Origin of the sequence: Synechococcus sp. O70.2 (genome assembly GCF_047462135.1) — a bacterium.
Taxonomy (GTDB): Bacteria; Cyanobacteriota; Cyanobacteriia; order Thermostichales; family Thermostichaceae; genus Thermostichus.
This window is the reverse complement of the sequence record NZ_JANSIS010000002.1, coordinates 193,156-216,920: the sequence shown is the minus strand read 5'-3', so window position 1 is coordinate 216,920 and position 23,765 is coordinate 193,156. Positions and strand designations below refer to the sequence as shown.

Below are 23,765 nucleotides of genomic sequence, written 5' to 3'. Positions count from 1 at the left end.
GTTTTGCTACGGGTTGCAGGGCGGCTGCTCTCGCAGGCGGGCGCAAATGGCCTGCCAGACCTGCTGGACCAGCTGGGACAGGCTGGTTTCTGACTGGATGGGCACCCGCACATCAGCCTGGGCGTAGAAGGGTTCTCGTTCCCGCATGAGCCTCTGCAGAGCAGCCTGGGGATCGGGAGTTTGCAGGAGGGGGCGTTGGCCAGGATCCCGGCTCAGCCGCTGCCAAATGAGCTCAGGGGCCACATCCAGCCAGACGGTGAGGCCGTGGTGCAGGTAGCTCCAATTTTTGGGCCGCAGCACAATGCCGCCGCCGGTGGCAATAACCAGGCGAGTGTAGCCGCTCAGTTGCGCCAACACCTGGGTCTCCAGCTCCCGGAAGTGGGCTTCTCCCTGCTCGGCAAAGATCTGGGCAATCGAACAGCCGGCTACCTGCTCCACCAGAGCATCGGTATCAAAGAAGGGGCGGCGCAACTGGGCTGCCAGCTCAGCTCCCAGGGTGGACTTGCCGCTGCCCATCATGCCAATCAAATAGACAGTGACGCCGCGCAGGCGTTCGGCTTCTTGGGGAGGGATCATGGGGGCAAGGACTCCGTCCCGCTACGCGAACGGCTGGGATTAGACGTAGCCGTGCTCGGCTAGAAACTCCAGGGAGAGGCTGCTCTCCGGCGGGGCCAGGCCCAAGAATTTTTCCACATATTTGCCCAGGAGATCTGCCTCCACGTTTACCGGATCCCCTACTTGCAGCAGGGAAAGGTTGGTCTGGCGGTAGGTGTGCGGGATCACCGCCACCTTAAACCAACACCCCCCTTGGCGGATCTCGGCAATGGTCAGGCTGACACCGTTCACCGCCACACTGCCCTTGGGCACGATGTAGCGGCCGATGCTCGCCGGCACCTCGAAGCTCAGCTCCCAGGCGTTGCCGGTGGCTGCTTGTTCGCAGAGGTGCCCCACTCCGTCGATATGGCCGCTGACGAAATGCCCCCCTAACTTGTCCCCCACCCGCAGCGCCGGTTCCAGGTTGACTGGGCGCGGGCCAGGGGATCCGCAGCCCCAGGTCGAGCGGCGCAGGGTTTCCGGCGAGACATCTGCCAAAAAGCCATCGGGCAGGATCTCTACCACTGTCAGGCAGAGGCCATCCACCGCCACGCTATCCCCACAGGCTAACTGCGGCTGCAGCTTTGGGCAGGTAACCCGTACCTGCGAAGAGGAGATCAACTGAGCTGTACCCAAACTGCGCACCAGACCCGTAAACATGCTTCGGCTTCCTTGGCCTGCTTGCTAAGCCTTGGCCTGATCAAGGGATCCCAGCCATAAGCTGGGCGAGTCGGTTTGGGCTCCTCGGAGAGAGCGGGAGGTGGGATCTTGGGCCTGGGCCAGGAGCCGCTCCACCTCGGCAGTGAGCTGGCTTTCGCTAAAAGGCTTGGTCAGGTAGCCGGTTGCGCCCGACCACTTGCCGCGGATGCGATCCAGCAAGCTGTCCCGCGAGGTAACCATCAGGATAGGGAGAGACTTGAACGCTTCCAGGCTGCGCACGATGCGGCAGAGCTCTATGCCGTCGTTCGCGTTAGCGGTGCGGAGCACATTCCCGGGCATGGCGATCGCGTTAGCGGTGCGGAGCACATTGTCCATCAATAGCAGGTGAGGCCGGTGCTGGAACAGGAGGGGGAGCACCTCGGCGGGGTTGCCCGTTGTAATCACGCGTTCGCGTTAGCGGTGCGGAGCACATTACTGGGATAGGTACTGCCGCAGGATCTCCTGCATCACGACGCTGTCGTCTACGGCCAAGAGGGTTATGGAAGTGCGGCGCTGGGGTTGCAGCAAGTCTGGAGGCGTTTGCAGGCTCACCAGACCTTTTTTGGCCCAAGCGGCAAAGAGGCTAGCTACCTCCAGCCGATCGCGTGAGCGGTGCGGAGCACATTTCCCGACAGAGCTTTTGGGCAATGGCCTCCAGCGACTGGCCATCTTTGGTGAGAGCATGGAGCTTCTGGCGCTGTTCGTCGCTAAGGCGATAGCGGTTGACCCGTTCGCGTGAGCGGTGCGGAGCACATTCGAACAGGTAGCGGTCAAAATCGGTAAGCAGGTTCAGCCAGAGGGCGTCTTCCAGCTCGCCTGGCTTTATCAAGCCCAGCTCGGTCATCATCTCCAGTAACTCCGGCAGGGAGTTGTCTGGGAGCAGCCGCTGCTGCAGCACACGGATAACCCGCTGGGGCCAGTCCAGGTTGAGACGGGGGATAAAGCGCGATAGCCGTCGCAGCAGGATCGGGGCATTGAGGGGCTGATCGGCGGAAAAAAGCAGCCGGCCGTGGTAGTAGGTCAGCACCCAAGGCTCTGTGCCCTCGGCGGGATCCTCGCCCCTAAGGTGAAGGTGGAAATAGCCAGTGGTAAACCGCCGACCTTGCTGCCGGAGCAGAGGCGCCAGTTCCGCCGCTGCCAAGAGAAAATGGGACATGGGAAACCCTCCGGCCTAGCCTCTTCAGGCTACCTAAGCAGCGACTACATCAGCTACTCACCTCAGTTGAAGAGAGAGCCTTAGTTTGCGGCTGCTTTATCCCATTATCTCCCCTTCATCAAACCATTAACCTGGCCACACCCTCCCCCTGCCGGGACAGCAGTTCCCCCTTTCGGGGCCCGGGCTAAGCTTGCCTTGGCTACAAGTCTAGAGCCTCTCGCTGGGCCTGGATCAATTTCTGGATGCCGGCCTGGGCCAGGTCTAACATTTGCAACAGTTGCGAGCGGTCAAAGCATCCGGCTTCGGCGGTACCCTGAATCTCAATTAAGGATCCCTGCTCGTTCATGACCACGTTCAGGTCCACTTCGGCTTGGCTGTCCTCCTCGTAGCAGAGATCCAGCAGCACCTCGCCTTGCACAATTCCCACCGAAAGGGCTGCCACTTGCTGTTGCAAAGGGGATCCCTGCGCCGGATCCAGCAGTCCCTGCTTGTAGAGCCAGGTGATGGCATCGTGCAGGGCCACGTATCCACCGGTAATTGCGGCGGTGCGGGTGCTGCCATCGGCTTGCAACACATCGGCATCGATGGTGATGGTGCGGGATCCCAGCTTCCGGAGATCCAAAGCCGCGCGCAGACTGCGCCCAATTAGCCGCTGGATCTCAGCGGTGCGGCCGGAGACCTTGAGCGTCTCCCGCGGCTGGCGCTGTTGGGTGGCGGTGGGCAGCATGCGGTACTCTGCGGTCAGCCAGCCTTGGCCGGTGTTTTGTAAAAAAGGGGGGACTTCTTCGGCCACGGTGGCGGTGCAGAGAACATGGGTATCGCCAAGCTTAACCAACACCGAGCCGTGGGCGTAGCGGGTGAAGTGGCGCTGGAAGGAAACCGGGCGCAATTGGGTAGGTGTGCGGCCATCAGGGCGTTGCCAGCTCATGGGCCATTCAAATCCCTCGCATTGTCGTTCAGGTTCACCCACGGCAGCTTCTCCAAAAGGGCTGCCAGCGCCTTGGAAGACAGGCAGCGGGAGAGCTGCTGTTGTAGGCCAATAGGCAGGTTACAGTGTAAAGAAGCTCTTAGCCAACTTTTCCTACTGTTGCAGCAAGTTCTGGAACAAAAGGTGTCCTGCAGGGCAGGACCCAGCCAGCAAGAAGACACAGACGTCATGATCCTCCTCTTCCTGCAGCGTTTACGTCAGTCGGCGCTCGACCCCCTCCAGGAGATCCGCTGGACGCCGGAACTGTTTGGGATCCTGCTGGTGTATTTTGTGCAGGGGGCAGTGGGGCTGGCACGGCTAGCCACCAGCTTTTACTTGAAGGATAACCTGGGCCTCGGCCCAACGCAGGCAGCGGCGTTGATGGGCCTGGCTGTAATCCCCTGGACTGTTAAGCCTCTTTATGGACTCCTGTCGGATACGCTGCCGCTAGCAGGCTACCGGCGCCGCCCTTACCTCCTGCTGGCAGGGCTGTTGGGATGTGGGGCCTGGCTGGGGATGGCTCTGGGGGCGCCGACGGCTGAGCTGGCCCTGCTTTGGATGGTTTTGGCATCCCTGGCGGTAGCCGTGGGGGATGTCATTGTCGATTCGCTGGTGGTGGAGCGGGTGCAGGGCAGTGACTGGGCGGGAACGGGCACGCTGCAGTCTCTAACGTGGGGGGCCACAGCTCTGGGATCCCTGCTCACGGCCTATGCCGGGGGGGCGCTCTTGGCTCACTATCCTCCCCAGGTGGTGTTTGGGCTAACAGCCCTGCTGCCCATGCTGATTGCCCTGGCTGCTTGGGTCATTGAGGATCAGCCCGTGGCTAGCGCCTTGGGCTGGGATCCCCTGCAGCAACAGGTAGCTCGGGTGTGGCAAGCCCTGCGGCAGCCCAGCGTTTTCCTGCCGCTGCTGTTTGTGTTTGTCTGGCAGGCAACTCCCAGTGCCGACGTAGCGCTGTTTTACTTTGTTACCAACGATCTCGGCTTTGGTCCGGAGTTTTTGGGCCAGGTGCGGCTAGTGACTAGCGTTGCCAGCTTGGTGGGGGTGGGAATCTTTCAGGTGTATCTGCGGCACATCCCCCTGCGCCCCCTCTTTGGCTGGATGACGGTCATTTCCGCAGCTCTAGGCCTGACCAGCCTGATCTTGGTCTATCACCTCAACCGCGCTTGGGGCCTCGACGACCACTGGTTTAGCCTCGGGGATAGCCTGGTGCTGACAGTAGCGGGGCAAATTGCCTTTATGCCGGTGCTGGTTCTGGCCGCCCGCCTTTGCCCGCCAGGGATCGAGGCCACCTTTTTTGCCCTGCTCATGTCGGCCTTTAATTTGGCGGGGTTCCTCTCGCAGGAGCTGGGATCCCTGCTTATGCACGCTCTAGGAGTAACCGAAAGTAATTTCAGCCACCTGGGGCTGCTTTTGGTGATCACCAACCTCTCCACCCTCTTGCCCTTGCCCTTGTTGGGTTGGCTGCCCGCCGAGAGGATAACTCCCAGCCCAGCAGAGTTGGAGGCGGAAGCTCAGGCTTCGCTACAGTCCTTCTTGCAGGGAGCAGAAGCAGCCGCTAGGGGAGAGGCAATCCCTTTGGGAGAGACGGACATAACCTACTCCTAAGGGGCCGGCGGCCAGTAGATAGCGTTGGCTTCCTCCTGCTTGAGCGCAGGCTATCAAGTGTATTGGCTAATGTCTTCCCCAGCTTCTGCCAGGAAGGAGAGGGCGCGGCAGCGCAAGGCCACCACCTGGTCGTAGAGGGGGTTAAGCTTGCACATGGGGGGAATGTGCAGTACCTTGCGGCCAAACAACACTACATCCCGCTCAAAGGGGCAGTGGGCAGGGATCATACGGCATAAGAAGCGGGCTACCCTCACGTCGCGGACTTGGATGCCGTCCAGCCACTTGCGCAAGGGAGCCAAAAGGTCGGTATAGCCGCTTTCAGGCTGGGCTTTTGCCGGCGATGGCGAGGTGGCCCTCTTGTCGACCAGCGTAGCCTTGAGCAGATGGAGCTGGGGAAGCTCCAGCCCAAAGGCAGTGGCCAATTGGTGCAACAGGCGATCTTCCGGCTCGGAATATACCCCATCGGCAACGGCTGTCATCACTGCCGTGCGCAGGAAATCTTCCCGCAACTCCGGCTGCAACTGGGCCGCCAGCTCTTCGGGGGAGAGGGGAGCGAGATCTTTCCCCTCTTCTTCGGGCCAGTCGGAGCGGATGAGATCTTCGATGAGTCGTTGCTCTTCGGGGCTGTATTCTCCATCAGCCCAGGCAATGCCAAGCAGCCCTCGTAGCCATAGTTCCGCCTGCTGGGGTGAGCACTCCCTAGCAGAAGTAGGCGTGGAATCGCTAGACATGGCAGAGCTCCACAAGAAGCCACCGCCATTTTAAAGAGCTAGGCTGGAGGTTGAAGTCTGGGCAACCTCTTTTTGTTCATGACGGATCCTCTTCCACCCCTAGCTGCCCAGGTTGAACCCAGCCCAGGGAGCGCTGAAGAGCCCAACCCGGATCTCCTAACTGCTGCCTATGACTACTTCCTACCGCCTGAGCGGATCGCGCAGAGGCCGGTGGAGCCCCGGGATCAGGCGCGAATGCTGGTGGTGTACCCAGATAGGCACGAGCACCGCCGCTTCTGCGACCTCCCCGACTACCTGCAGAGCGGGGATCTGCTGGTTCTCAACGACACCAAGGTCATCCCGGCCCGGCTGTGGGGAGCCAAGATCTTGCCGGGAAAGGACGCTTTTGGGGCGCGGGTAGAGGTTTTGCTGCTCGAGCCAGAGCAGCCCGGGATCCCAGGCAACACCTCCCCTCAGCAGCCGATCTGGCGGGTCTTGGTCAGGCCGGGCAAACGGGTCAAGGTGGGGGATCAAATCCGGTTTTGGGATCACCAGGGCTTGCTGGCTGAGCTGACGGCCACAGTGCTGGCGGTGGACGCGGAGACCGGCGGACGGGTGGTGCAGTTTGCATGGGAAGGGGCGGATGCCTTTGAGCAGATCCTGGAGCGGGTGGGGCGGATCCCGCTTCCTCCCTATCTGGAAGCTGCCCGTGCCCTTGACCCGACAAGTGCGGGAGTCCGACCTGAAGACTATCAAACCGTCTGGGCCAGACACCCCGGCTCGGTGGCTGCCCCCACCGCAGGCCTGCATTTTACCCCTCAGCTTTTGGAGCGGTTGGCCCAGAAGGGGGTCCAAACTGCCTACATCACCTTGAACATTGGGCTGGGTACCTTCCGCCCGGTAGAGGCAGAGCGAGTAACCGACTACCGCTTGCACAGCGAGTGGCTCAAGGTGCCGGCAGAAACGGTGGACACTATTCGCGAAACCCAAGCCCAGGGAAGGCGGGTGATTGCGGTGGGAACAACGGTGGTGCGGGCCCTAGAGACGGCAGCCCTCTCCGGCGCCCTGGAACCCTGGCAGGGAAAAAGCGACCTCTTCATCTACCCCGGCTACTCCTGGCGGGTGGTGCAGGGGCTGATCACCAACTTTCATCTGCCCCGCTCCAGCCTGATGATGCTGGTGGCAGCCTTGATCGGGCGACAGCGCTTGCTGGATCTCTACCAGGAGGCCATCGAGCAGGGCTATCGGTTCTATTCCTTTGGGGACGGCATGCTGATCCTGCCCTAGGGGGATTCTTACCCTTTTGCCAAGGGCTTGGTAGGAAGGTCAGCAGGACGGTCTTGGCCAGTGGCAAACCAAGTTTGGAGGCGCTCCCATTCCACGTGGGGGTAGCCATCCACTGCCCAATCGGCCCGCCGCTGCAGCATGTGCAGAGGAAAGAAAGTGGCCAAAGCCAACACCGGGATCCCTTGCGAGCGAGCCGCTTGAATGCCGGCGTAGGTGGCTTCAAAACTCAGGCACTCCTGAGGGGAGAGCCCCATCCGCTCTAGGAGCAGACGGTGCAACTGAGGATCCCCTGCCTCGCCGGTTACGCGGTAGCGGAAGTTCTGAGTCAGCCGCGCCAGGGCTGGACAGGGGAAGCGTTCCAAAAAAGCCTCCACCTCGATAGCGGCGTGACCACTCAAGAGGCCCACCTTGAGCCGTAGCTGCTCCAGCTTCTCCAAGGCCTCTGCCAAGCCGGGAACCAGAAGGGATCCCTTTTGCTCCTGCAACGCCTGCCGGTAGTAAAGGGCCTTGCGCTGCAAAAGTCCTTCTTGCTGCCTGGGGCTGAGCACCCGTCCCTGGGCTTGCCAGAGGGCGAGCAGACTCTCCCGATCCGGTTGGCCCAGATGGTGTAGCCGATAGAGCTCTTTTTGCGCCGGGGATCCCAGATCCCAGGGGCGCAGGTTCTCCTCCAGCAACACTTGGTTGATGGCGTAGAGGTGCAGCTCCTCGTCGTCAGCCACCACGCCGCTCCAGGTTAGGATTACCCCTTGCAGCGCCATGCGAGGTCCTATTTCAGATTCTCCGGACAATTCTAGGAAGCTGGGATCCCTGGGCGGGTAGGAGGAGCCATAAAGCTGGGGGGAAGGGATTCGGGGACGTGCCTTTGCAGGATCTCGTCGATGGCCTGCATTGCCTCCGCCTCCAGCGACCAGCCCCAAACTCCGGCTAGGTCATCCAGCTGCTGGCGCTTGCGCGCTCCCCATAGGATTGCACTCACCCCCGGCTGATCCAAGAGCCAGCGCACCGCCAACTGGGGCAAGGTTTTGCCGTAGCGCTCCCGCGCCAGTCGGCTCAGCTCTTCTGCCGCTTGCAGGTACTGGGAGTAGCGAGGCTCTCCAAACTTGGGATCGATGCCGCTGCGCAGATCTCCAGGCGGAAACTTGGTTTGCGGAGTCAGCCTTCCCCCCAACAGCCCCCGGCAGAGGGGACTGTAGATTAGCGTGGCAATGCCGTTGGCCTGGCAGTAGGGCAGGACATCTGCTTCGATCTGGCGCTCAAACAGGTTATAGGGCGGCTGGGCCGTGTGCAGGGGAGCCACCTGGCGGAAGCGCTCCATCTGCTCCGGAGAAAAGTTGCTCACCCCAATGGCGCGGATCTTTCCTTCCTGGAGTAGGCGGCCGAAAAAGGCAGCGGTCTCCTCCAGCGGCTCCAAGGGATCCGGCCAATGCACCTGGTAGATGTCGATCACATCCGTCTGCAGGCGGCGGAGGGAGTTTTCCAGATCCTGAGCCAGCCAACTGAGGCTGCAGTTGCGCACCACCTTGCCATTAGTCCACTGCAGGCCGGCCTTGGTGGCAATGACTACGCGATCCCGACAGCCGGCATCCCGGATAGCCCGCCCCAATAGCTCCTCCGAAAGGCCGCGGCCATAGGCCGGAGCCGTGTCAAAGAGCGTAATGCCCAGGTCAATAGCCTTGCGGAGGGTGGCATAGGCCTCCTGGGGATCCGCTGGCCCCCACCAATCCCCGGTCATGCTCCAGGTGCCCAGCCCCACGCGGCTAAGTTTTAGCCCCGTCTCGGCAAGCGTAACAAACTCCATGGCAACGTCTGCAAACAGGATCCCGTTTCAGGATGCTAACAGGCGCCGGGGGAGGACAAAGCCCCTTGCGCAGACAACCCACGCGCCTAGCTGCTGGTGGAAAAAGAGGGCGGGCTTTTGCCTCTGCTTTCCCGACTAGCGGCCTAGTAGAGTGAGGATTGAAAAATTCACACCCCAAAACTTTTGAGGAATGGTTCCATGAAGTCCATTTTCCCTCTTTGTCTGGCCGGCTCCCTGGGCGGCATTTTGTTCTGGGGATCCTTGCTGCCCGTTCAGGCGCAGGGGGTCACCCCGCTTTTCCCAGAAACTCCACTGCCCCCCAGCCAAGATATTCCCACCTTGCCCATCGTGCCGGATCCCCGGCCTGTGCCGCCCACACCTGCCCCGCGACGACCGCTGCCCAGGGGGAGCTTTGAGGAAATTAGTCGATACTTCCGCGATCTCAACCGAGCTAAGAACCTGGCCCGCCAAGCGGCCGAGATTGCCAACGGGGGCTTGCAGCGCTACCGCGCCGAGGCTTCCATGCACGGGGCGGCCATCGACGCGCCGTTTGAAGAGTTTGAAGACGCCTGGGTCTTTACCTTCCGCGGCGGCGAGCCCGGCTTTGTCCAACCCAGCATTGAAACCCAGGTGCGGGTGGATCGGCGCACCTTTCAAACCACCATCCTCTACAATGGCCCCATTCGCTCCCGGCGCTGAGGAAGCCCTGGGATCCCTGGCATAATCAAGAAAGGGCAAGGGTCGGGGCTATGGCCAAGTTTGTCTTCATCACTGGCGGAGTCGTCTCCAGCATTGGCAAAGGCATTGTAGCGGCTAGCCTGGGCCGTCTGCTCAAGTCCCGCAACTACACCGTGTCGATTTTGAAGCTGGATCCCTACATCAACGTGGATCCCGGCACGATGAGCCCCTACCAGCACGGGGAGGTGTTTGTTACCGACGATGGTGCCGAGACCGACCTGGACTTGGGCCACTATGAGCGCTTCACCGACACCAACATGTCTAAGCTCAACAACGTCACCACCGGCGCCATCTACCAGGCGGTGATCTCCAAAGAGCGGCGGGGCGACTACCAGGGCAGCACGGTGCAGGTAATCCCCCATGTAACCCAAGAGATCAAGGAGCGGATTCGGCGGGTGGCCCGCGAGACCAACCCCGACGTGGTGCTGGTAGAAGTGGGGGGCACGGTGGGGGATATCGAGTCTTTGCCCTTCTTGGAAGCCATCCGCCAGTTCCGCAAGGACGTGGGCCGCGCCAACGTGGCCTATGTGCATGTCACCCTGGTGCCTCTAATCAAGGCATCGGGAGAGATGAAAACTAAGCCTACCCAGCACTCGGTCAAGGAGCTGCGCTCGATTGGCATTCAGCCGGACGTGCTGGTGTGCCGCTGTGAACAACCCCTGCCGCGCGCCATCAAGGAGAAGATCTCCGAGTTCTGTGACGTGCCGGTGGAATGTGTCATCCAGGCGCAGGATGCTCCCAGCATCTACGACGTGCCCCTGATTCTGGAGCAGGAGGGCCTGGCCCAGCGAGTTTTGGAGATTCTCAACCTGGATCCACAGCAGCCGGATCTGCGCGAGTGGGAGCTCCTGGTACAGCGGCTGCACCACCCGCAAGAGCAGGTGGAGATCGCCATTGTCGGCAAATACGTGCGCCTGACAGACGCCTACCTCTCGGTGGCGGAAGCCCTGCGCCATGCCGGGCTGGCCCTCAATGCTGGCGTTACCTTGCGCTGGATCTCTTCCGAGGAAGTCGAGGAGCGGGGACCAGAAACTCTGCTAGCGGGGGTAGATGGCGTCGTGGTGCCAGGGGGGTTTGGCAACCGCGGCATCGAGGGCAAGGTGGTCACCATCCGCCACGCGCGGGAGCGGGGCATTCCCTTTCTGGGGCTGTGTTTGGGCATGCAGTGTGCGGTGATCGACTGGGGATGCCATATTGCCGGCCTGGAGCGGGCCAACAGCTATGAGTTCGATCCCGACACTCCTCATCCCGTCATCAGCTTGCTGCCGGAGCAGAAAGATGTGGAGCACTTGGGGGGAACCCTGCGCCTGGGCCTCTACCCCTGCCGCATTCTGCCCGACACCCTGGCAGCCAAGCTCTATGGTGAGACAATTGTCTATGAGCGCCACCGCCATCGCTACGAGTTCAACAACGCCTACCGCAGCCTGTTCCTCGAGTCTGGCTACGTGATTAGCGGTGTTTCGCCCGACAACCGTCTAGTGGAGATCATCGAGCTGCCCAGCCACCCCTTTTTCATCGCCACCCAATTCCATCCCGAGTTTCGCTCCCGCCCCAACCGCCCGCACCCCCTCTTTTTGGGGCTGATCGAGGCTGCTCTGCGCCGCCGTTCCCAGCTTCAACCGCTGCTGCAGTTGCAAAGTACAAGTTGATCCTAAGGGTTGTCGTCTCTAGCGCGCTATGCCCCGCCACCGGAAAAAGTCGGATCTGCCCAGCAAAATCTGCCTCACCTGCGGCCGGCCCTTTACTTGGCGCAAGAAATGGGCTGATTGTTGGCCAGAGGTGAAATACTGTTCCGAGCGTTGCCGCAACCATCGCCCTAAAGGCTCCCACTCTTCTCCCCCTGGAGACACTCGGGATGGATAATGTAGTCGTTGAGGCTAGGACATGGGTCTCAAACCCGGTGGCATCGACATGCGGTTTCTCAAGTGGCTGTTGCACAATCCTCATGAGACGGAGGAGGAGGATCCCTTCCTTAGAGGTATTACCCGCATAGAAAGCTTGATCTCGAAGCTGCTTTCAATCCTCCTGATTGGGCTAGTTATAGTAGCAGTTGTCGATTTGGCCCGCTTCTTGGTGGCTGATCTGCTACGGGAGCCAACCGGGTTTTTCTCCACCACTTTGATTGAGATCTTCGGCCTCTTTTTGAATATCTTGATTGCCCTGGAGATTTTGGAGAACATTACTGCTTACCTGCAAAAGCAGGTTGTGCAAGTGGAGCTGGTCATTGTTACCTCTTTGATTGCGGTGGCGCGCAAGATCATCATTTTTGATTTCGAGAAGCTGGGGGGGTTGGATTTGATTGGCCTGGGGGCAGCAACTCTGGCTCTGTCGGTAAGTTACTGGCTGGTGCGACGCGCTAAGCCCCCATCCAAGTCCGGTCAAGACTAAGCTTCCCAATAGTTTGGCAAAAAACCTGCAACAGCCCGCGCCAGTGGTGCTTGGCTCGGCCAAATCCTACACGGCTATGAGGGGAGCCACTGCCGGCACGATGGTTCTGGAGCTTTTCCTGCAAGAAGCTTCCCTTACTGTCAGCTTCGTCTTTTTGGGCCAACGCTCACTTCTACGATGGCTTCATCTTCCAGCGCGGGATTCGGGGCTTCATGGCCCAAGGCGGGGATCCCACAGGCACAAAGCGGGGTAGGAGGCTACCGCTTTCCCAATGAGCCGTTGCAACGTCCCTACCCCCGGGCGATCTTGGCGATGGCCAATGCCGGCCCTAACGCCAAGGGCAGTCAGTGACTATTCCCTACCTCCCAACTCCACCATCTTTGGCCAACTGGCCCGCAGGATTGCCCGCTAAACCCGGTGGAGATTCGGAATCCCATTAGCTTGAGCTAATCTCGTGGAACAGTTTGATTGATCCTTAGCTGCGTTTTTGCAACTTGCCCTGAGGGGGATCCCGTATGGAGTTCGCTAGCCCCCGGCGAATGTCCCCCCGCATTTTGGTTCTGGATTTTGATGGCGTGCTCTGCGATGGGCGGGCAGAGTACTTTGCCTCCTCCTGTCGTGTCTGTGCCCAGGTGTGGGGCCTGGCTCCTGCGCAATTGCAGCCGTTGCAGCCAGCCTTTAACCAGTTGCGCCCGCTAATCGAGACGGGTTGGGAGATGCCCCTGTTGCTCTGGGGGCTGCAGCAAGGGATCCCGGAAGACGCTTTGCGCCAAGACTGGCCCGGCTGGCGACAGCGGTTGTTGCAGCAGGCGGGGGTTTCCGAGAGGGCTTTGGCCCAAGCGCTGGATGAGGTGCGAGATCGCTGGCTTGCAGAGGATCGGCAGGGGTGGCTGGAGCTGCACCGCTTCTATCCGGGGGTGACAGCCTGGATGCGCCAAGTACAGGCTGCCGGCGAGCCGCGCCTAGCCATTCTCAGTACCAAAGAGGGGCGCTTTATCCAGCAGCTTTTGCTCCGCGAAGGGATCCAACTGCCGCGCCACCGCATCCTGGGCAAGGAGGTGCGCGCTCCCAAGGCCGCCACTCTCCAGCGGCTGCTAACTGCAGCTCAGGTAGCGCCAGAGGAACTCTGGTTTGTCGAGGATCGCCTGCAGACGCTGCGCCAGGTGCAGAGCGTACCGGAGCTAGAGCCAGTGCTCCTGTTTTTGGCTGCCTGGGGCTACAACCTGCCGGAGGAGCGAGAAGAGGCCGCCCGGGATCCCCGCCTGCATCTCCTTAGCTTGGAACAGCTCTCCCAGCCTTTTGAGCAGTGGTTGATCCCGCCTCCCCCTTCCTCTGGTCTTGCCATCAGCCCAGCCGGCCCGCAAGACTTGAGTCGGGTTCAAGCTAGCCCTGACCGGAAACGCCCGGAAGCTGGCCTTGCCTCCCTGGTGCTGACCTTGGTGGAGCTGCTGCGCCAGTTGATGGAAGCTCAGGTGGTGCGGCAGATGGAGGCCAATCGCCTTTCGCCGGAGCAGATCGAGCGGGCCGGCAGCAGCCTGCAAGCCCTGCGGCAGCAAATTCGGCAACTCTGCGCCCTGCTGGAGATTGACCCGGCAGATCTCAATCTGGATTTAGGGGATCTGGGCACGCTTCTGCCCCGCCAGGGAGACTACTACCCCGGCCAGCCCGACGGCGAGGGATCCCTCTTGGAACTCTTGGATCGGCTGATCAACACCGGGATCGTCGTCGACGGCGAGCTCGACCTGGGCTTGGCGGACTTGAGTCTTATCCACGCCCGCCTGCAATTGGTGCTTACCTCCAGCGCCAAGCTTTCTTAGACCCAGGGAGTGTCGATGGAGACGATTGGGAGAAGAGATGCCAGAAGCAAGATGGGAAGGCCGGAAATCGCGGTATGCTGGCTTTGGATCCCATTAATCTCTCTTCACAGTTTTCTCCTATGGATGTTTTCGCCCCAACCGGAAACCTGCATGCCGGCGCGATTTGGCCGGAGGTGGTGGTCACCCTCACGCTGTTGCTCGTCCTGGCAGTGGATCTGGTGGGCGGGTCGGCAGCGCGCAGAAGTTTGCCAACTCTTTCCCTCTTGGGGTTGATGGGAGCCCTGGTGCCCCTGGTGCTGCAGTGGCAGCAGCCCCAGTTGGAGAGCTTCTTGGGCAGCTTTGCCGCGGATCCCGTGAGCATTCTCTTCCGTGGCCTGGTGGTGGTGACAGCAGCCCTGACGGTGATGATGGCGGAGCGCTACCTCAGCCAGGCAGGCACGCCCACGGGCGAGTTCTATGTGCTGCTCCTCACGGCCACCTTGGGGGGAATGTTCCTCGCGGGAGCGATGGATTTAATCATGGTGTTTGTCTCGCTGGAAACGCTGAGCATTGCCAGCTACCTCATGGCTGGCTACACGAAGCGAGATCCGCGCTCCTCTGAGGCTGCCCTGAAGTACCTGCTGACCGGCGCTAGCAGCACGGCCATCTTCCTCTACGGCATGTCGCTGCTCTATGGCCTGTCGGGGGGGCAAACCCAACTGTCGGCCATCGCGCCCCACCTGGCCAATGCTGGCCTAGCAGGGATCCTGGCCTTGGTGTTCTGCCTTGGGGGCATTGGCTTTAAGCTGGCGGCGGTGCCCTTCCACCAGTGGACTCCCGACGTCTACGAGGGATCCCCGACGCCGGTGGTGGCCTTTTTGTCGGTGGGATCCAAAGCGGCAGGCTTTGCCCTGGCCATTCGCTTTCTGGCTACCGTCTTCCCAGCCATGACGGAAGAGTGGCGGGCGGTGCTCTCAGTGCTGGCTATCTTGACCATGGTGCTGGGCAATGTGGTGGCCATTGCCCAAACCCGCCTTAAGCGCCTGCTGGCCTATTCCTCTATTGGGCAGGCGGGCTTTGTTTTGATTGGTTTGGTGGCAGGCACGGAAGCGGGCTACGCCAGCTTGATTTTTTACCTGATGGTTTATCTAGCCATGAACCTGGGCGCCTTTCTGTGCGTCACCCTGTTTAGCCTTAAGACCGGCACTGACGAAATCAACGAGTACAGTGGCCTTTACCAGAAGGATCCTTTCCTCACCCTTTGCCTTAGCATTTGTCTTCTCTCCCTGGGCGGGTTGCCGCCACTGGCCGGCTTTTTCGGCAAGCTCTATCTCTTCTGGGCTGGCTGGCAGGCAGGAGAATACACCCTGGTGCTGGTGGGCCTGGTTACTAGCGTCATCTCCATCTACTACTACGTGCGAGTGGTGAAAACCATGGTGGTGAAAGAGCCGCAGGAGATGTCGCTTTCGGTGCAAAACTACGCCGAGACCGACTGGCAGGCAGAGGGCATGCCGGCTCTGCGAGTGGGCATGGTGTTGACCCTAGTGGCCACCATCTTTGCTGGCATCCTCTCCAATCCCCTGTTTACCCTCTCTGTTCAGGCAGTGGAGCGTAGCCCGTTTTTGGGGTTCCCGACAGCCCAGGCTTTTGCTCCCGAGGCAGCCAGCCCTGCAGCTTTGCCTAGCTACTCGGGCCGCAATTCCTAAAAATGCCCCCACCCCTCTCCCTGTAGGAGGGGGAATTAAGCGTTTCAGCCTTGCCCCGCCACCGTCTGCAACTGAGTCGAACCTCAAATACCCTCTAGGCTGACATTAAGAAAGCGGGCAATCTCGGCGGCTTGGTTTTCAATCTCGGCCAAAGAAGGCGGCTGCCCAACGCCGGTGAGGGGGATGTCACCGCGTCCTTTCACTCGCAAGTAGATAGCTCGGCGGGGGTTGAGGCCTTCTCGCAGCTCCACCCGCAGGCTTTGTACCTCGGCAAAGTCATACTCCAGACGAACTTCGCGGTTTTTGCCCGGAAAGCCCTGCCGCACCAGCGTTATCTTTTGGGTACGGCGGTTGAACTCGTTGTAGCCGCCCCCCAAGTTCCAGTACAGGCTCAGCCATTGGTACAACCCTGCCAGGAAGCCGAGCACGCCGTAGAAGAGCATGGCAATGCCCTGGGGAATGAACACCAGGCTGGCGGGGTCGGAAAAGGGAAGCAAATTGCGGTGGAAATAGCTGGAAAGACCAGCCAGGGTAAAGCCCAGACCCCCTGCCGTCAGAACCACTGCCCAAAAGTAAACGCTGGGCCGCCGCGACCCAATGACGGTGTAGCGCAGCAGGTCTTCAGAGCGAATTTCGGGAACAGTTGCAGACACCGCCGGAATCCCTTTTTCCAAAGCTGGCTTCTCCCATTCTATTGGGCGGCTCGACCTCTTGCTGGGATCCCGCTACTTCAGGGTTGAGACTCGCGGGGCGTAACGATTTTCCCTACCCCTGGGGTAACTGCCGGAGGTTCAGCAGGGGAGGGTTCGGAAGTGGGGGAGGAGGTCGGTTCCGGCTCGGCTGGCAGGGGAGAGGATTCGACGGCAGGAGTTGGACTTGGGAGAGCCGAGAGCTGGGCTACGGCCTCTTGAGCCGTCCGCTCTCCAAAGGCAGACAGGGCAATTGCCACTTCCCCACGGCTAACTGGCTGGAGGGGGTTAAAGGTGCGGATGGGGCCGAAGGTGCGCAACACGGTGGAGGCATTCTCTAGGCTGCGATCTGCCACTAGGGGAGCAACAGCCTCGTCGGGGATCTGCGCCGCATCGGTAAAGCCCCAGCGCCCCTCCAGCTCTGCCCGAGATCCCTTGATCTGGCCGGGCGGCAAATCCAAAGGCACCTTCATGCGAATTAACTCGGCTCGCGACAGCAGGCTATTGGGGCGAAACTCGCGATTGGCATCCCCAGTAGCGATGCCGGCAGCTCCCAGGGCCTGGATGTAGCGAAAGTTGGGATCCTCCTCCGGTACATCCAAAAAAAGAGGGCGCTCCGAGGGGGATCCTATGCGGATTTGGCGGCTGGGCTCGTCAGCGTGAATGGCGTTGTTGGCTAGCACCAGCCAGCGGGCAAACTCTCCTCGACGCACGCTGCGCTGCGGCTGAAATTCGCTGCCAGCAATATCGGCAAAGATCCCCAGCCGATCCAGGTAATAGACCGATTGGGCCACCAGGGATCCGGGCTCCAGATCCGTGAAGCGGCTGCTGACTTGGCTTGGCAGAGGTGTCAAGGCAACAGGGGGAGGGGCAGAGGGTGAGGGGGACTCTGAGAGAGCCCTTGGCGTCGCCGGCTGCTCTGCAGAGGGAGGAACAGACAGATCCACCGGTCGCACCGCCCGTTCCAGTCGTTCTCCCCACTCCGTTCCCTGACAAGCTGACAGCAGTCCCAGCAGCAAGAGCCAGGTGATAGCCGGGGACAGCGATTGCTTAGGCCGCTTGGAGTGGTGTTGCTGGTGCAATGCTTTCTCTCCCTCTACTGCGCCCATTTGCGACTGAACTCCTCCAGCACATCCAGCAGGTTCAGCAGGCTTTGCATGGGCAGCAGATCCACCAGAGGCAGCTCTTTGCGCCCGCCCCCCACCTTCACTGGGATCCCTTGCAGGATCTCCGTGACGGCATCCTCATCCACCTTGCCTGCCATCACCTGAGGGGCCAGCCGCTCCGCCAAAACGGTATGCAGGTGGGCATCCCGCAGGTAGAGGTGCCACCGGGCTACATCGATGTAAACTTCCTTGCCAATGGCAGCGGCCAATTGCTCGATCTCGGGGTTGCTCGGCACTTGGGCCATGGCTCAGCTTCGCTACTGGTTGCCCTGCGTTGATCATAGCCTGGCCCCACTTTAGGGAGAGCTGGCGGCAGAGCGGCGCGGTAGAGGCAGGGCGAAGTTCTCTTGCAACTGCCGCAGCAGCAACAGGTGCTCCAGAGCCAAGCGATCCCGTTCGAGGCGCAACTGGCTGAGTTGGGCCTGGGTCTGGCGAATGTCCTCTACGTTGGCGTCCCAGGTTTGCAAAAGGCGGTAGAGGCGGTCTTGTTGGCTGGCAATCTGCTGGTTCAAGCGGGCTAGGCGGCGGCTAAACTCCCTATCCATTTCTGCCGCCAGCTCGGGATCGGGAAGGAGGGGCAGCTGAGCCCAATCGATGCCCAGCTTAGTCGAGGGTGGTGGAGGCGTTTCTACCTCTTTGAGAAGGGGGAAGTTGGGGAAAGGGGAAAGCTCTATCTCACCAGAGGGCGGCTGGTTTTTTCGAGCGGGCGCCTGAAAGCTGGCCGGCGGCGGAGTGGGCTGGGAAGCGGACTTCAAGGCGCTGGGGTTTGCCTGGGCTGGCCAGGATCCCAGACTGCCCAGCCAAAGACAAACTGCTAGCCCCCAAGCTTGGCAAACCGCTGTTCTCACCCTGTGTTCCTCACTTCAAGCTAGCTCAAGCCAATTAGCTCACTCCCAGCTCAAGTCGGTTGGGGAGTTGGGCAGCGACTCGAATAAAATTGAGTAGGCGTCCTGCTTCTGTCCTGGCTCGAATAGATAGCGTTGGGCAACCCAAGCAGAGGCGGGCACAATTGCCACCCGCACTGGCGGATCCTCCAGAGACACCAACGGCTGAGGGTGCAGCCAGCGCCAGCCCGCCCAGCCCGCTCCCGCCAGGGCTACCACGGCTGCTGCCACTTGTCGCCAAGGAAAGCCGCTGCACCGCCGCCAGCCCAGAGCAACCTCTGGCCTTCGATCCAGCTTCTCGAACACACGGCTAATCAGCAGCTCCGTCTGAACGGGATCCAGGGTTGGCACCTTGAGGTTAGCCAAACCGGCCTGTAAAGCCGACAGTTGGCTGTACAGCTGCTGCGCCTGGGGATCGCTGGCTAGCCAGTCCTCCACTTGTCGCGCCTCCTGGGGGGACAGTTCTCCATCCAGGTAGGCGCTTAGCTGCTCAAAGCGCTCCTCCACTGGCGGCAGCTCCGCGGGGGGAGGGGAGGCGGCATCCTCGCGGTCAGGGTTGAGGTTGGGGCAAAACATAGTCATTCGCCATTGAGGTAGGGCTTCAGGATGGACTGCAAGCGGGCGCGGGCCCGGGCAATGCGGGATTTAACAGTACCCAGAGATACCCCCGTAATCTCCGCAATTTCCTCATAGGCCATCCCCTGAATTTCTCGCAGCAGGATGGCTTGGCGAAAGGCCTCAGGCAGGTCGTGGACGGCTTGGTGCAATCGCTCGTAAAACTCGCAGGTGGCGAGGTGGTCGTGGGGGCTTGGGCTACTGCTGGGCAGCTCCCATTCCATCTCACTCTCTTGCGTGGAAATCGAGGCATCCAAAGAGAGGGGTTGCTGCTGGCGCCTGCGCTTGCGCAGCTCGTCGTAAACCAGGTTGGTGGCAATCCGCCCCAGCCAACTGCGAAACTTTGCTGGCTCCTGCAGATGTTTGAGGTTGCGGTAGGCCCGGATCCAAACTTCCTGGGCCAAGTCCTGGCGATCCGGCCAGTTGGGCGCAAGATGGTAGAGAACCTTATCTACGTAGGCCTGATAGCGGCGTATGAGCTCGGCAAAGGCCTCGCGGTGGGGCCGGGATCCCTGCTGACACAGCAGTACCAGCTCCCGATCGGCAAGCTTTTCTGGCAGCACAGGCTCCTTCCTCAGTGAGGCTGACCAGCACTGGCCGCTGATGTTGCTGAGGGCAGCATCCATAAGCATCCCCAGAAAGAGATCCCCTCCCAACCGGAACCTCTACTTGAGAGACGAATTCAGGACAACCGGGTTCCCTTCCTATCTTTGGCGAGAGTACCCTTGCAGGATAGCTCTTGGGCTGGCAACTGGGCTACAGTGAGCTTGCGGTAGAGTAGACGCCCGATCTGGCATGACTTCCGACGCCGCTGCTGTTCTTTCTGAGCTCAAGGCAGTGCCGACGCTGGCGGAACTTTCGGCCACGTCTTTGCAGTGGCTGGGATCCCAGGTAAAGCTGCGGGACATCCCACCAGGGCAGGCGCTCTTGATGCAGGATGCCTGGGGCAGCGTTGTTTATTTGATTTGATCCTATCTGGCTGGGTCAAGGTGCGGCGAGCTCTGCGGATCCACACCGCCGAAGGAACCTGGGACAGCGCCCAAACCATAGCTCTACTCGGGCCCGGCGCCTGGGTAGGGGAAATGGCGGTGTTGGACGAAGCGCCCCGCTCGCGGGATGTGCTGGCCTTAACCTCGGTGCGGGCTGCCGGGATCCCAGCGGCAACTTTCAAGACGCTGATGCTGCAGGAGCCGCGCCTGTGCTACCAACTGGCTCGCAGCCTCTCCCGCCGTCTGCGCCTAGCGAATTTGCAGGCCGACCTGGAGCAACAGAGCCCTCCTGTGCGGGTGGTGCATGCGCTGGTGCAACTGGCGGAAGCCTTTGGCGAGAAGACTGAGCAGGGAGTGCGCATCATCTACCCGCCCCTCCAGGATTTGGCCGACCTCAGCCAGGTTAACCAGGAAACAGTGGCGGCAGTGCTGAACCGCTTGCAGCAGCAGGGGATCATTCAGCCCCTGCCAGACCAACAGTCTCTGCTCCTAATCCAGTACCCCAAACTCGTAAAAGCAGCCCGCCTGCTCTAGTTAGCTGGGGCTGCATCCAGGAAACTTGCTCCTTGCAAGCTGTGGTTTGCGAGAGCTTGCGCTAGCGGCAAGACCCGTGGCATAACGGCTAGCTGGCAAGACCGCAGGCCCACTCTAGCCAAGAGGCATCCTCTTCTGAGAGACTGGCCTGGTGCAGGGCGTAAACCTGGCGGTGATACTCATCCAGCCAAGCCCGCTGTGCCGCGTCTAGGAGATCCCAATCGATCAAACGCCTGTCAAAAGGGATCCACGTCAGAGAGCGAAAGCCCATCCAGCCCTCTGGCTCGGGGAGGGCAACCACCTCGTAGAGGTTCTCCAGGCGAATCCCGCCCCAGCCTGGCTGGTAGTAACCTGGCTCGATGCTGGTGATCATGCCTACCTTGAAGGGGGTGCTGGCGCGGCGGTGGATCCCATTGGGCCCCTCGTGGACGTTCAAAAAAGCGCCGACGCCGTGGCCAGTGCCGTGGCCATAGTCTAGCCCTGCCTGCCAGAGGCTGGAGCGGGCAATGCCATCCAAAGAGAGGCCGTAGGTATCGGGGGGGAAGATCTGGCGGGCGCACTGGATGTGGGCTTTGAGCACCTCGGTGTAGCGCCGCTTGCACAAGGGATCCGCGGGTTGCGAGCCAATCCAGAGGGTGCGGGTAGCGTCGGTAGTGCCCCCCAGGTAGTGGGATCCCGAGTCCAACAAAAACAACTCGCCTGGCTGCAGCAGCTTCTGAGGATCCGGGGTGCCGTAGTGAACGATAGAGCTATTGGCCCCGGCCCCAGCGATGGTGTTAAAGCTCAGGCCCACCCAATCCCCTTCCTCGCGGTAGTGGGCCTCCAGGGTGGCTGCCACATCGGCTTCGCTGATGGGGATCCCTGCTTGGATCTGCCGGTCGATCCAGGCGAGCGTGCGGATCTTGGCCCGGCTGGCTTTGCGGTTGGCTAGCCGCATCTGCTCCAGCTCGGTGGGGTTTTTGACCGCCTTGAGGACATCCACGGGGTGATCCAGCTCGCGACAGGGGATCCCGTGCAGCAGCTCTTGCGTGCCCTGAGTGGTCTGCTTGGGATCCAATCCCACCGGCCCGTAGCGCTCGGCCCACTGGGGCAGTTGTTCCGGGTAAGCCTCGTAGGGCCAGAGCTCTACCTCCGCTTCGGCCAGCACTTGCCGAGCCGAGGGAGTAAGGCGCTCCAGATCTGTGAAGAGGGCAACCCTCTCCAGGGCAACCAGCGCGTAGGCGCGGAACACCGGGTTGTAGGGGATGTCAGAGCCACGCAGGTTCAATAGCCAGGCTACCTGGTCCAACTTGGTTAAGGGCAACAGGCCTACCCGCTTGCGGCGCATCTCTTGGCGCACCTGGGCCAGTTTGTCGCTGGGGGTGGCCCCGCAGAGCTGGGCAGGGACAGGATAGATGGGTTGTTTCAAAAGAGGTTGGCTAGATTCCTTGGCCAGCTTATCTAGCGGGTTTTCGCGAACCGGCACCAGCAGCACTCCCCCGGCTTGGGCGTGGGCTTGTAACTGGCGGTAGGTGGCTACGGACACCGTAAAGGGATCCACCCCCAGGCGAAACCCAGATCCCAACTCCTCTACAATCTCCATCAGGCTGGGCTGATCCGGCAGACCGCCTTTGATCACCGTAAACAGGTTGGGATCCACCTCCCGCTCCGCCTGCTCGTGGTAGCGGGGATCCACCCACAGCCAAGCCCTGTCCCGGCTGATCAAAGCATCGCCCACCGAGCCGGTAAAGCCCGTAATCCACTGCCGCCGCTTGCGATACTCCAGCAGGTACTCGTTGAGGTGCTCATCGGCGGAGGGTACCCAAAACCCATCCAAATTCTGTTCCTGTAAAAGCTGGCGCAACTGCTGCAAACGGGCGGCAATCTCCAGGCGGGGCAAGGTTTGAGGCATGGCAGAGGCAACGGAAAAAAGCTATTGGCCCTAGCTACCAATATAGTTGCAGAATTGTTACAAACGCTCCCTTTCTCCTTGGGAAAGCTGAGCGAGAATTTCTAGCGCTCTTCGGGAAAGCCAGCCTCTCGCCAGGCGCGGATGCCGCCGTCCATCGAGAACACGCGGCGGTAGCCCATCTTCTGCAGGTTATCAGCTGCCAGGGCTGAACGAAACCCACCAGCACAATAGAGGACAATCTCCGCCTCTTTGTCTGGGATCACCTTCTCGATGTCCCGCTCAATAATGCCTTTGCTCAAGTGAATGGCGCCAGCAATGCGACCTGCCTGCCACTCCGATTCTTCCCGCACGTCGACTAGGTAGAAGGGATCTCCTTGCCGTTGTTTCTGCCTGACTTGCTCGACGGTCAGCTCTTGGATGCGGCTTTTGGCCTCGTTGACCAAAGCCAAGAAAGCAGGGGAGTGAGGGGACGCCATGGAACCTCGCCGATGCAACCCAATCTCCAGAATAAACCGGGCTTCAGGGGTGTGGATAGCCGCTCGGCCAAGTTGGGCCGGATCCCTACCCGGACAGGCTAAACTAAGCGCAGACCTGCCCGCCGGAGGCCCAAAGTTTGAGCTCTCGATCCGCCTTTTCCCAACTGCTCTGGCCCCTTGCCTTGAGTTTGAGCTGGGGGATCCCGCTTGCAGGCAAAGTGCTGGCCCAGACTCCCCCGCTGCTAGAAAGCGGGCTGCAAAGGCAGGTTTCTGCCCCCGCGCCAGCGGCTCTGGTCGAGTGGCTGAACGAGCAAATAGCCGCGGCTAACCGACGGGATTTGCCGAAGGTGATGGCCGGCTACAGCCCCGACTTCCGCCACCGCGACGGGTTGGATCGGCAGGGGGTGGAAGAGGCCATTCGCAAGCTGTGGGACGCGCATCCTGAGCTGACCTACTCCGCCCAAATTGTCTCCTGGCGGCAGATAGGCCCTGAGATTGTAGCTGAGATTGCTAGCCAAGTGCAGGGATCCCAGGCTTCGGGGCGGGGGGAGTTTCAGGTAAAGGCTTCCGTCCTGGTGCGCAACCGCTACCGCCCGGATGCCGCCAATCCAGGACAACTGCTGCTGGTAGAGCAAGAAGTGCTGCGGGAGTCGAGCACGCTCACCTCCGGCTCAGCACCCCCCACCGTTACTTTCAAGCTGCCGGAGGTGGTCAAGCCGGGATCCACCTACTCGCTGCAGGCCATTGTGGCCGAGCCCCTCACCCAATCTTTGCTGTTGGGCGCTGTGGCGGAGCGGCCCGTTGCCGGAGCAAGCTACCTGGATGTCACTTCGTTTGCCCTCGAACCTCTGCAGGCGGGCGGGATCTTCCTGCAGGCGGATGCCCCCCCAGAAGCGGGTGCTGAGTGGATCTCGGTGATGCTGGTTAACCAAAGTGGCCTGGTTGTCGAGAGCCGGCGCCTTACCGTTCAACCCTAAGAGAAAGGAACCCCAAGCAAGCCGGACTCCTGGCAGAAAGCCGAGGTGGCCGTCTGGATCCCTTTCCCTCAGGCTAGGGAGAGGAAGCCTAGAACAC

At 60.9% G+C, this 23,765-nt stretch carries 28 protein-coding genes; 12 read left to right on the top strand and 16 right to left on the bottom strand.

Annotated elements, in window-relative coordinates; all coding sequences use genetic code 11:
* Positions 1-6: 6 nt before the first annotated feature.
* The 5 genes from NW812_RS03580 to rph form a co-directional block, all read right to left on the bottom strand.
* A complete protein-coding gene (locus NW812_RS03580; protein ID WP_414394124.1) occupies positions 7-576 on the bottom strand; it encodes a shikimate kinase in 570 nt (189 codons plus the stop codon).
* 39 nt (positions 577-615) lie between these two features.
* Complete coding sequence (locus tag NW812_RS03575; protein WP_414394122.1) at positions 616-1,254, bottom strand: riboflavin synthase; 639 nt, start codon at positions 1,252-1,254, stop codon at positions 616-618.
* Positions 1,255-1,278: 24 nt separating this feature from the next.
* Positions 1,279-1,698: a response regulator gene (locus tag NW812_RS03570; RefSeq protein ID WP_414394120.1), complete on the bottom strand. Its 420-nt coding sequence runs from the start codon at positions 1,696-1,698 to the stop codon at positions 1,279-1,281.
* A 178-nt stretch (positions 1,699-1,876) separates the two neighbouring features.
* Entirely contained in the window at positions 1,877-2,449 is a 573-nt protein-coding gene (locus NW812_RS03565; protein ID WP_414394118.1) for a hypothetical protein, read from the bottom strand.
* Between the two features lie 199 nt (positions 2,450-2,648).
* Positions 2,649-3,377, bottom strand: a complete 729-nt coding sequence (gene rph, locus NW812_RS03560) for a ribonuclease PH (RefSeq protein WP_414394116.1) — start codon at positions 3,375-3,377, stop codon at positions 2,649-2,651.
* Between the two features lie 228 nt (positions 3,378-3,605).
* Between rph and NW812_RS03555 the strand changes: the two genes are divergently transcribed.
* Complete coding sequence (locus NW812_RS03555; RefSeq protein ID WP_414394114.1) at positions 3,606-5,024, top strand: folate/biopterin family MFS transporter; 1,419 nt, start codon at positions 3,606-3,608, stop codon at positions 5,022-5,024.
* A gap of 53 nt (positions 5,025-5,077) precedes the next feature.
* On the opposite strand, the gene NW812_RS03550 is transcribed toward NW812_RS03555, so the two are convergent.
* Positions 5,078-5,755 carry a Mo-dependent nitrogenase C-terminal domain-containing protein gene (locus NW812_RS03550; protein WP_414394112.1) on the bottom strand — a complete coding sequence of 226 codons (678 nt, stop codon included), beginning with the start codon at positions 5,753-5,755 and terminating at the stop codon, positions 5,078-5,080.
* Between the two features lie 78 nt (positions 5,756-5,833).
* Between NW812_RS03550 and queA the strand changes: the two genes are divergently transcribed.
* A complete protein-coding gene (gene queA, locus NW812_RS03545) occupies positions 5,834-7,021 on the top strand; it encodes a tRNA preQ1(34) S-adenosylmethionine ribosyltransferase-isomerase QueA (protein ID WP_414394110.1) in 1,188 nt (395 codons plus the stop codon).
* An 8-nt stretch (positions 7,022-7,029) separates the two neighbouring features.
* On the opposite strand, the gene NW812_RS03540 is transcribed toward queA, so the two are convergent.
* Both NW812_RS03540 and NW812_RS03535 read right to left on the bottom strand, forming a co-directional pair.
* Entirely contained in the window at positions 7,030-7,779 is a 750-nt protein-coding gene (locus tag NW812_RS03540; RefSeq protein ID WP_414394108.1) for an HAD family hydrolase, read from the bottom strand.
* A 32-nt stretch (positions 7,780-7,811) separates the two neighbouring features.
* A complete protein-coding gene (locus NW812_RS03535) occupies positions 7,812-8,819 on the bottom strand; it encodes an aldo/keto reductase (protein WP_414394106.1) in 1,008 nt (335 codons plus the stop codon).
* Positions 8,820-9,017: 198 nt separating this feature from the next.
* Between NW812_RS03535 and NW812_RS03530 the strand changes: the two genes are divergently transcribed.
* The 7 genes from NW812_RS03530 to NW812_RS03500 all read left to right on the top strand — a co-directional run bounded on the left by NW812_RS03530 (position 9,018) and on the right by NW812_RS03500 (position 15,447).
* Positions 9,018-9,518 (top strand): hypothetical protein, encoded by a 501-nt coding sequence (locus NW812_RS03530; protein WP_414394104.1) that lies wholly within the window; start codon positions 9,018-9,020, stop codon positions 9,516-9,518.
* A 50-nt stretch (positions 9,519-9,568) separates the two neighbouring features.
* Entirely contained in the window at positions 9,569-11,206 is a 1,638-nt protein-coding gene (locus tag NW812_RS03525; protein WP_414394102.1) for a CTP synthase, read from the top strand.
* Between the two features lie 67 nt (positions 11,207-11,273).
* Positions 11,274-11,420 carry a DUF2256 domain-containing protein gene (locus NW812_RS03520; protein ID WP_414394396.1) on the top strand — a complete coding sequence of 49 codons (147 nt, stop codon included), beginning with the start codon at positions 11,274-11,276 and terminating at the stop codon, positions 11,418-11,420.
* Between the two features lie 48 nt (positions 11,421-11,468).
* Positions 11,469-11,945 (top strand): phosphate-starvation-inducible PsiE family protein, encoded by a 477-nt coding sequence (locus NW812_RS03515; protein WP_414394394.1) that lies wholly within the window; start codon positions 11,469-11,471, stop codon positions 11,943-11,945.
* A gap of 89 nt (positions 11,946-12,034) precedes the next feature.
* Positions 12,035-12,220, top strand: a complete 186-nt coding sequence (locus NW812_RS03510) for a peptidylprolyl isomerase (RefSeq protein ID WP_414394392.1) — start codon at positions 12,035-12,037, stop codon at positions 12,218-12,220.
* A 240-nt stretch (positions 12,221-12,460) separates the two neighbouring features.
* Complete coding sequence (gene gvpJ / locus NW812_RS03505) at positions 12,461-13,762, top strand: gas vesicle protein GvpJ (protein WP_414394100.1); 1,302 nt, start codon at positions 12,461-12,463, stop codon at positions 13,760-13,762.
* Positions 13,763-13,881: 119 nt separating this feature from the next.
* The gene (locus tag NW812_RS03500; protein ID WP_414394098.1) at positions 13,882-15,447 is read left to right on the top strand and encodes an NAD(P)H-quinone oxidoreductase subunit N; all 1,566 of its coding nucleotides are present in this window, start codon (positions 13,882-13,884) and stop codon (positions 15,445-15,447) included.
* A gap of 83 nt (positions 15,448-15,530) precedes the next feature.
* On the opposite strand, the gene NW812_RS03495 is transcribed toward NW812_RS03500, so the two are convergent.
* The 6 genes from NW812_RS03495 to NW812_RS03470 all read right to left on the bottom strand — a co-directional run bounded on the left by NW812_RS03495 (position 15,531) and on the right by NW812_RS03470 (position 19,427).
* Positions 15,531-16,100 (bottom strand): photosystem I assembly protein Ycf4, encoded by a 570-nt coding sequence (locus NW812_RS03495; protein ID WP_414394097.1) that lies wholly within the window; start codon positions 16,098-16,100, stop codon positions 15,531-15,533.
* A 77-nt stretch (positions 16,101-16,177) separates the two neighbouring features.
* Positions 16,178-17,218, bottom strand: coding sequence for an S-layer homology domain-containing protein (locus tag NW812_RS03490; protein WP_414394096.1), 1,041 nt, complete (start codon positions 17,216-17,218; stop codon positions 16,178-16,180).
* Between the two features lie 14 nt (positions 17,219-17,232).
* Entirely contained in the window at positions 17,233-17,547 is a 315-nt protein-coding gene (locus NW812_RS03485; RefSeq protein WP_414394094.1) for a DUF3181 family protein, read from the bottom strand.
* Positions 17,548-17,598: 51 nt separating this feature from the next.
* Positions 17,599-18,150, bottom strand: a complete 552-nt coding sequence (locus NW812_RS03480; protein WP_414394092.1) for a hypothetical protein — start codon at positions 18,148-18,150, stop codon at positions 17,599-17,601.
* A gap of 39 nt (positions 18,151-18,189) precedes the next feature.
* Positions 18,190-18,768, bottom strand: coding sequence for an anti-sigma factor family protein (locus tag NW812_RS03475; protein WP_414394090.1), 579 nt, complete (start codon positions 18,766-18,768; stop codon positions 18,190-18,192).
* Positions 18,765-19,427 carry a sigma-70 family RNA polymerase sigma factor gene (locus tag NW812_RS03470; protein WP_414394390.1) on the bottom strand — a complete coding sequence of 221 codons (663 nt, stop codon included), beginning with the start codon at positions 19,425-19,427 and terminating at the stop codon, positions 18,765-18,767. Before NW812_RS03470 ends, NW812_RS03475 begins: the two co-directional genes overlap by 4 nt.
* 169 nt (positions 19,428-19,596) lie before the next feature.
* On the opposite strand from NW812_RS03470, the gene NW812_RS03465 reads away from it, so the two are divergent.
* Both NW812_RS03465 and NW812_RS03460 read left to right on the top strand, forming a co-directional pair.
* Positions 19,597-19,770 (top strand): hypothetical protein, encoded by a 174-nt coding sequence (locus NW812_RS03465; protein WP_414394089.1) that lies wholly within the window; start codon positions 19,597-19,599, stop codon positions 19,768-19,770.
* Complete coding sequence (locus NW812_RS03460; RefSeq protein WP_414394087.1) at positions 19,767-20,324, top strand: Crp/Fnr family transcriptional regulator; 558 nt, start codon at positions 19,767-19,769, stop codon at positions 20,322-20,324. Before NW812_RS03465 ends, NW812_RS03460 begins: the two co-directional genes overlap by 4 nt.
* Positions 20,325-20,412: 88 nt before the next feature.
* On the opposite strand, the gene NW812_RS03455 is transcribed toward NW812_RS03460, so the two are convergent.
* Together NW812_RS03455 and NW812_RS03450 are read right to left on the bottom strand one after the other, a co-directional pair.
* Positions 20,413-22,215 carry an aminopeptidase P family protein gene (locus NW812_RS03455; RefSeq protein ID WP_414394085.1) on the bottom strand — a complete coding sequence of 601 codons (1,803 nt, stop codon included), beginning with the start codon at positions 22,213-22,215 and terminating at the stop codon, positions 20,413-20,415.
* Positions 22,216-22,316: 101 nt separating this feature from the next.
* The gene (locus NW812_RS03450; RefSeq protein WP_414394083.1) at positions 22,317-22,691 is read right to left on the bottom strand and encodes a rhodanese-like domain-containing protein; all 375 of its coding nucleotides are present in this window, start codon (positions 22,689-22,691) and stop codon (positions 22,317-22,319) included.
* Positions 22,692-22,828: 137 nt separating this feature from the next.
* On the opposite strand from NW812_RS03450, the gene NW812_RS03445 reads away from it, so the two are divergent.
* Complete coding sequence (locus NW812_RS03445; protein WP_414394082.1) at positions 22,829-23,668, top strand: hypothetical protein; 840 nt, start codon at positions 22,829-22,831, stop codon at positions 23,666-23,668.
* Positions 23,669-23,765: the final 97 nt, after the last annotated feature.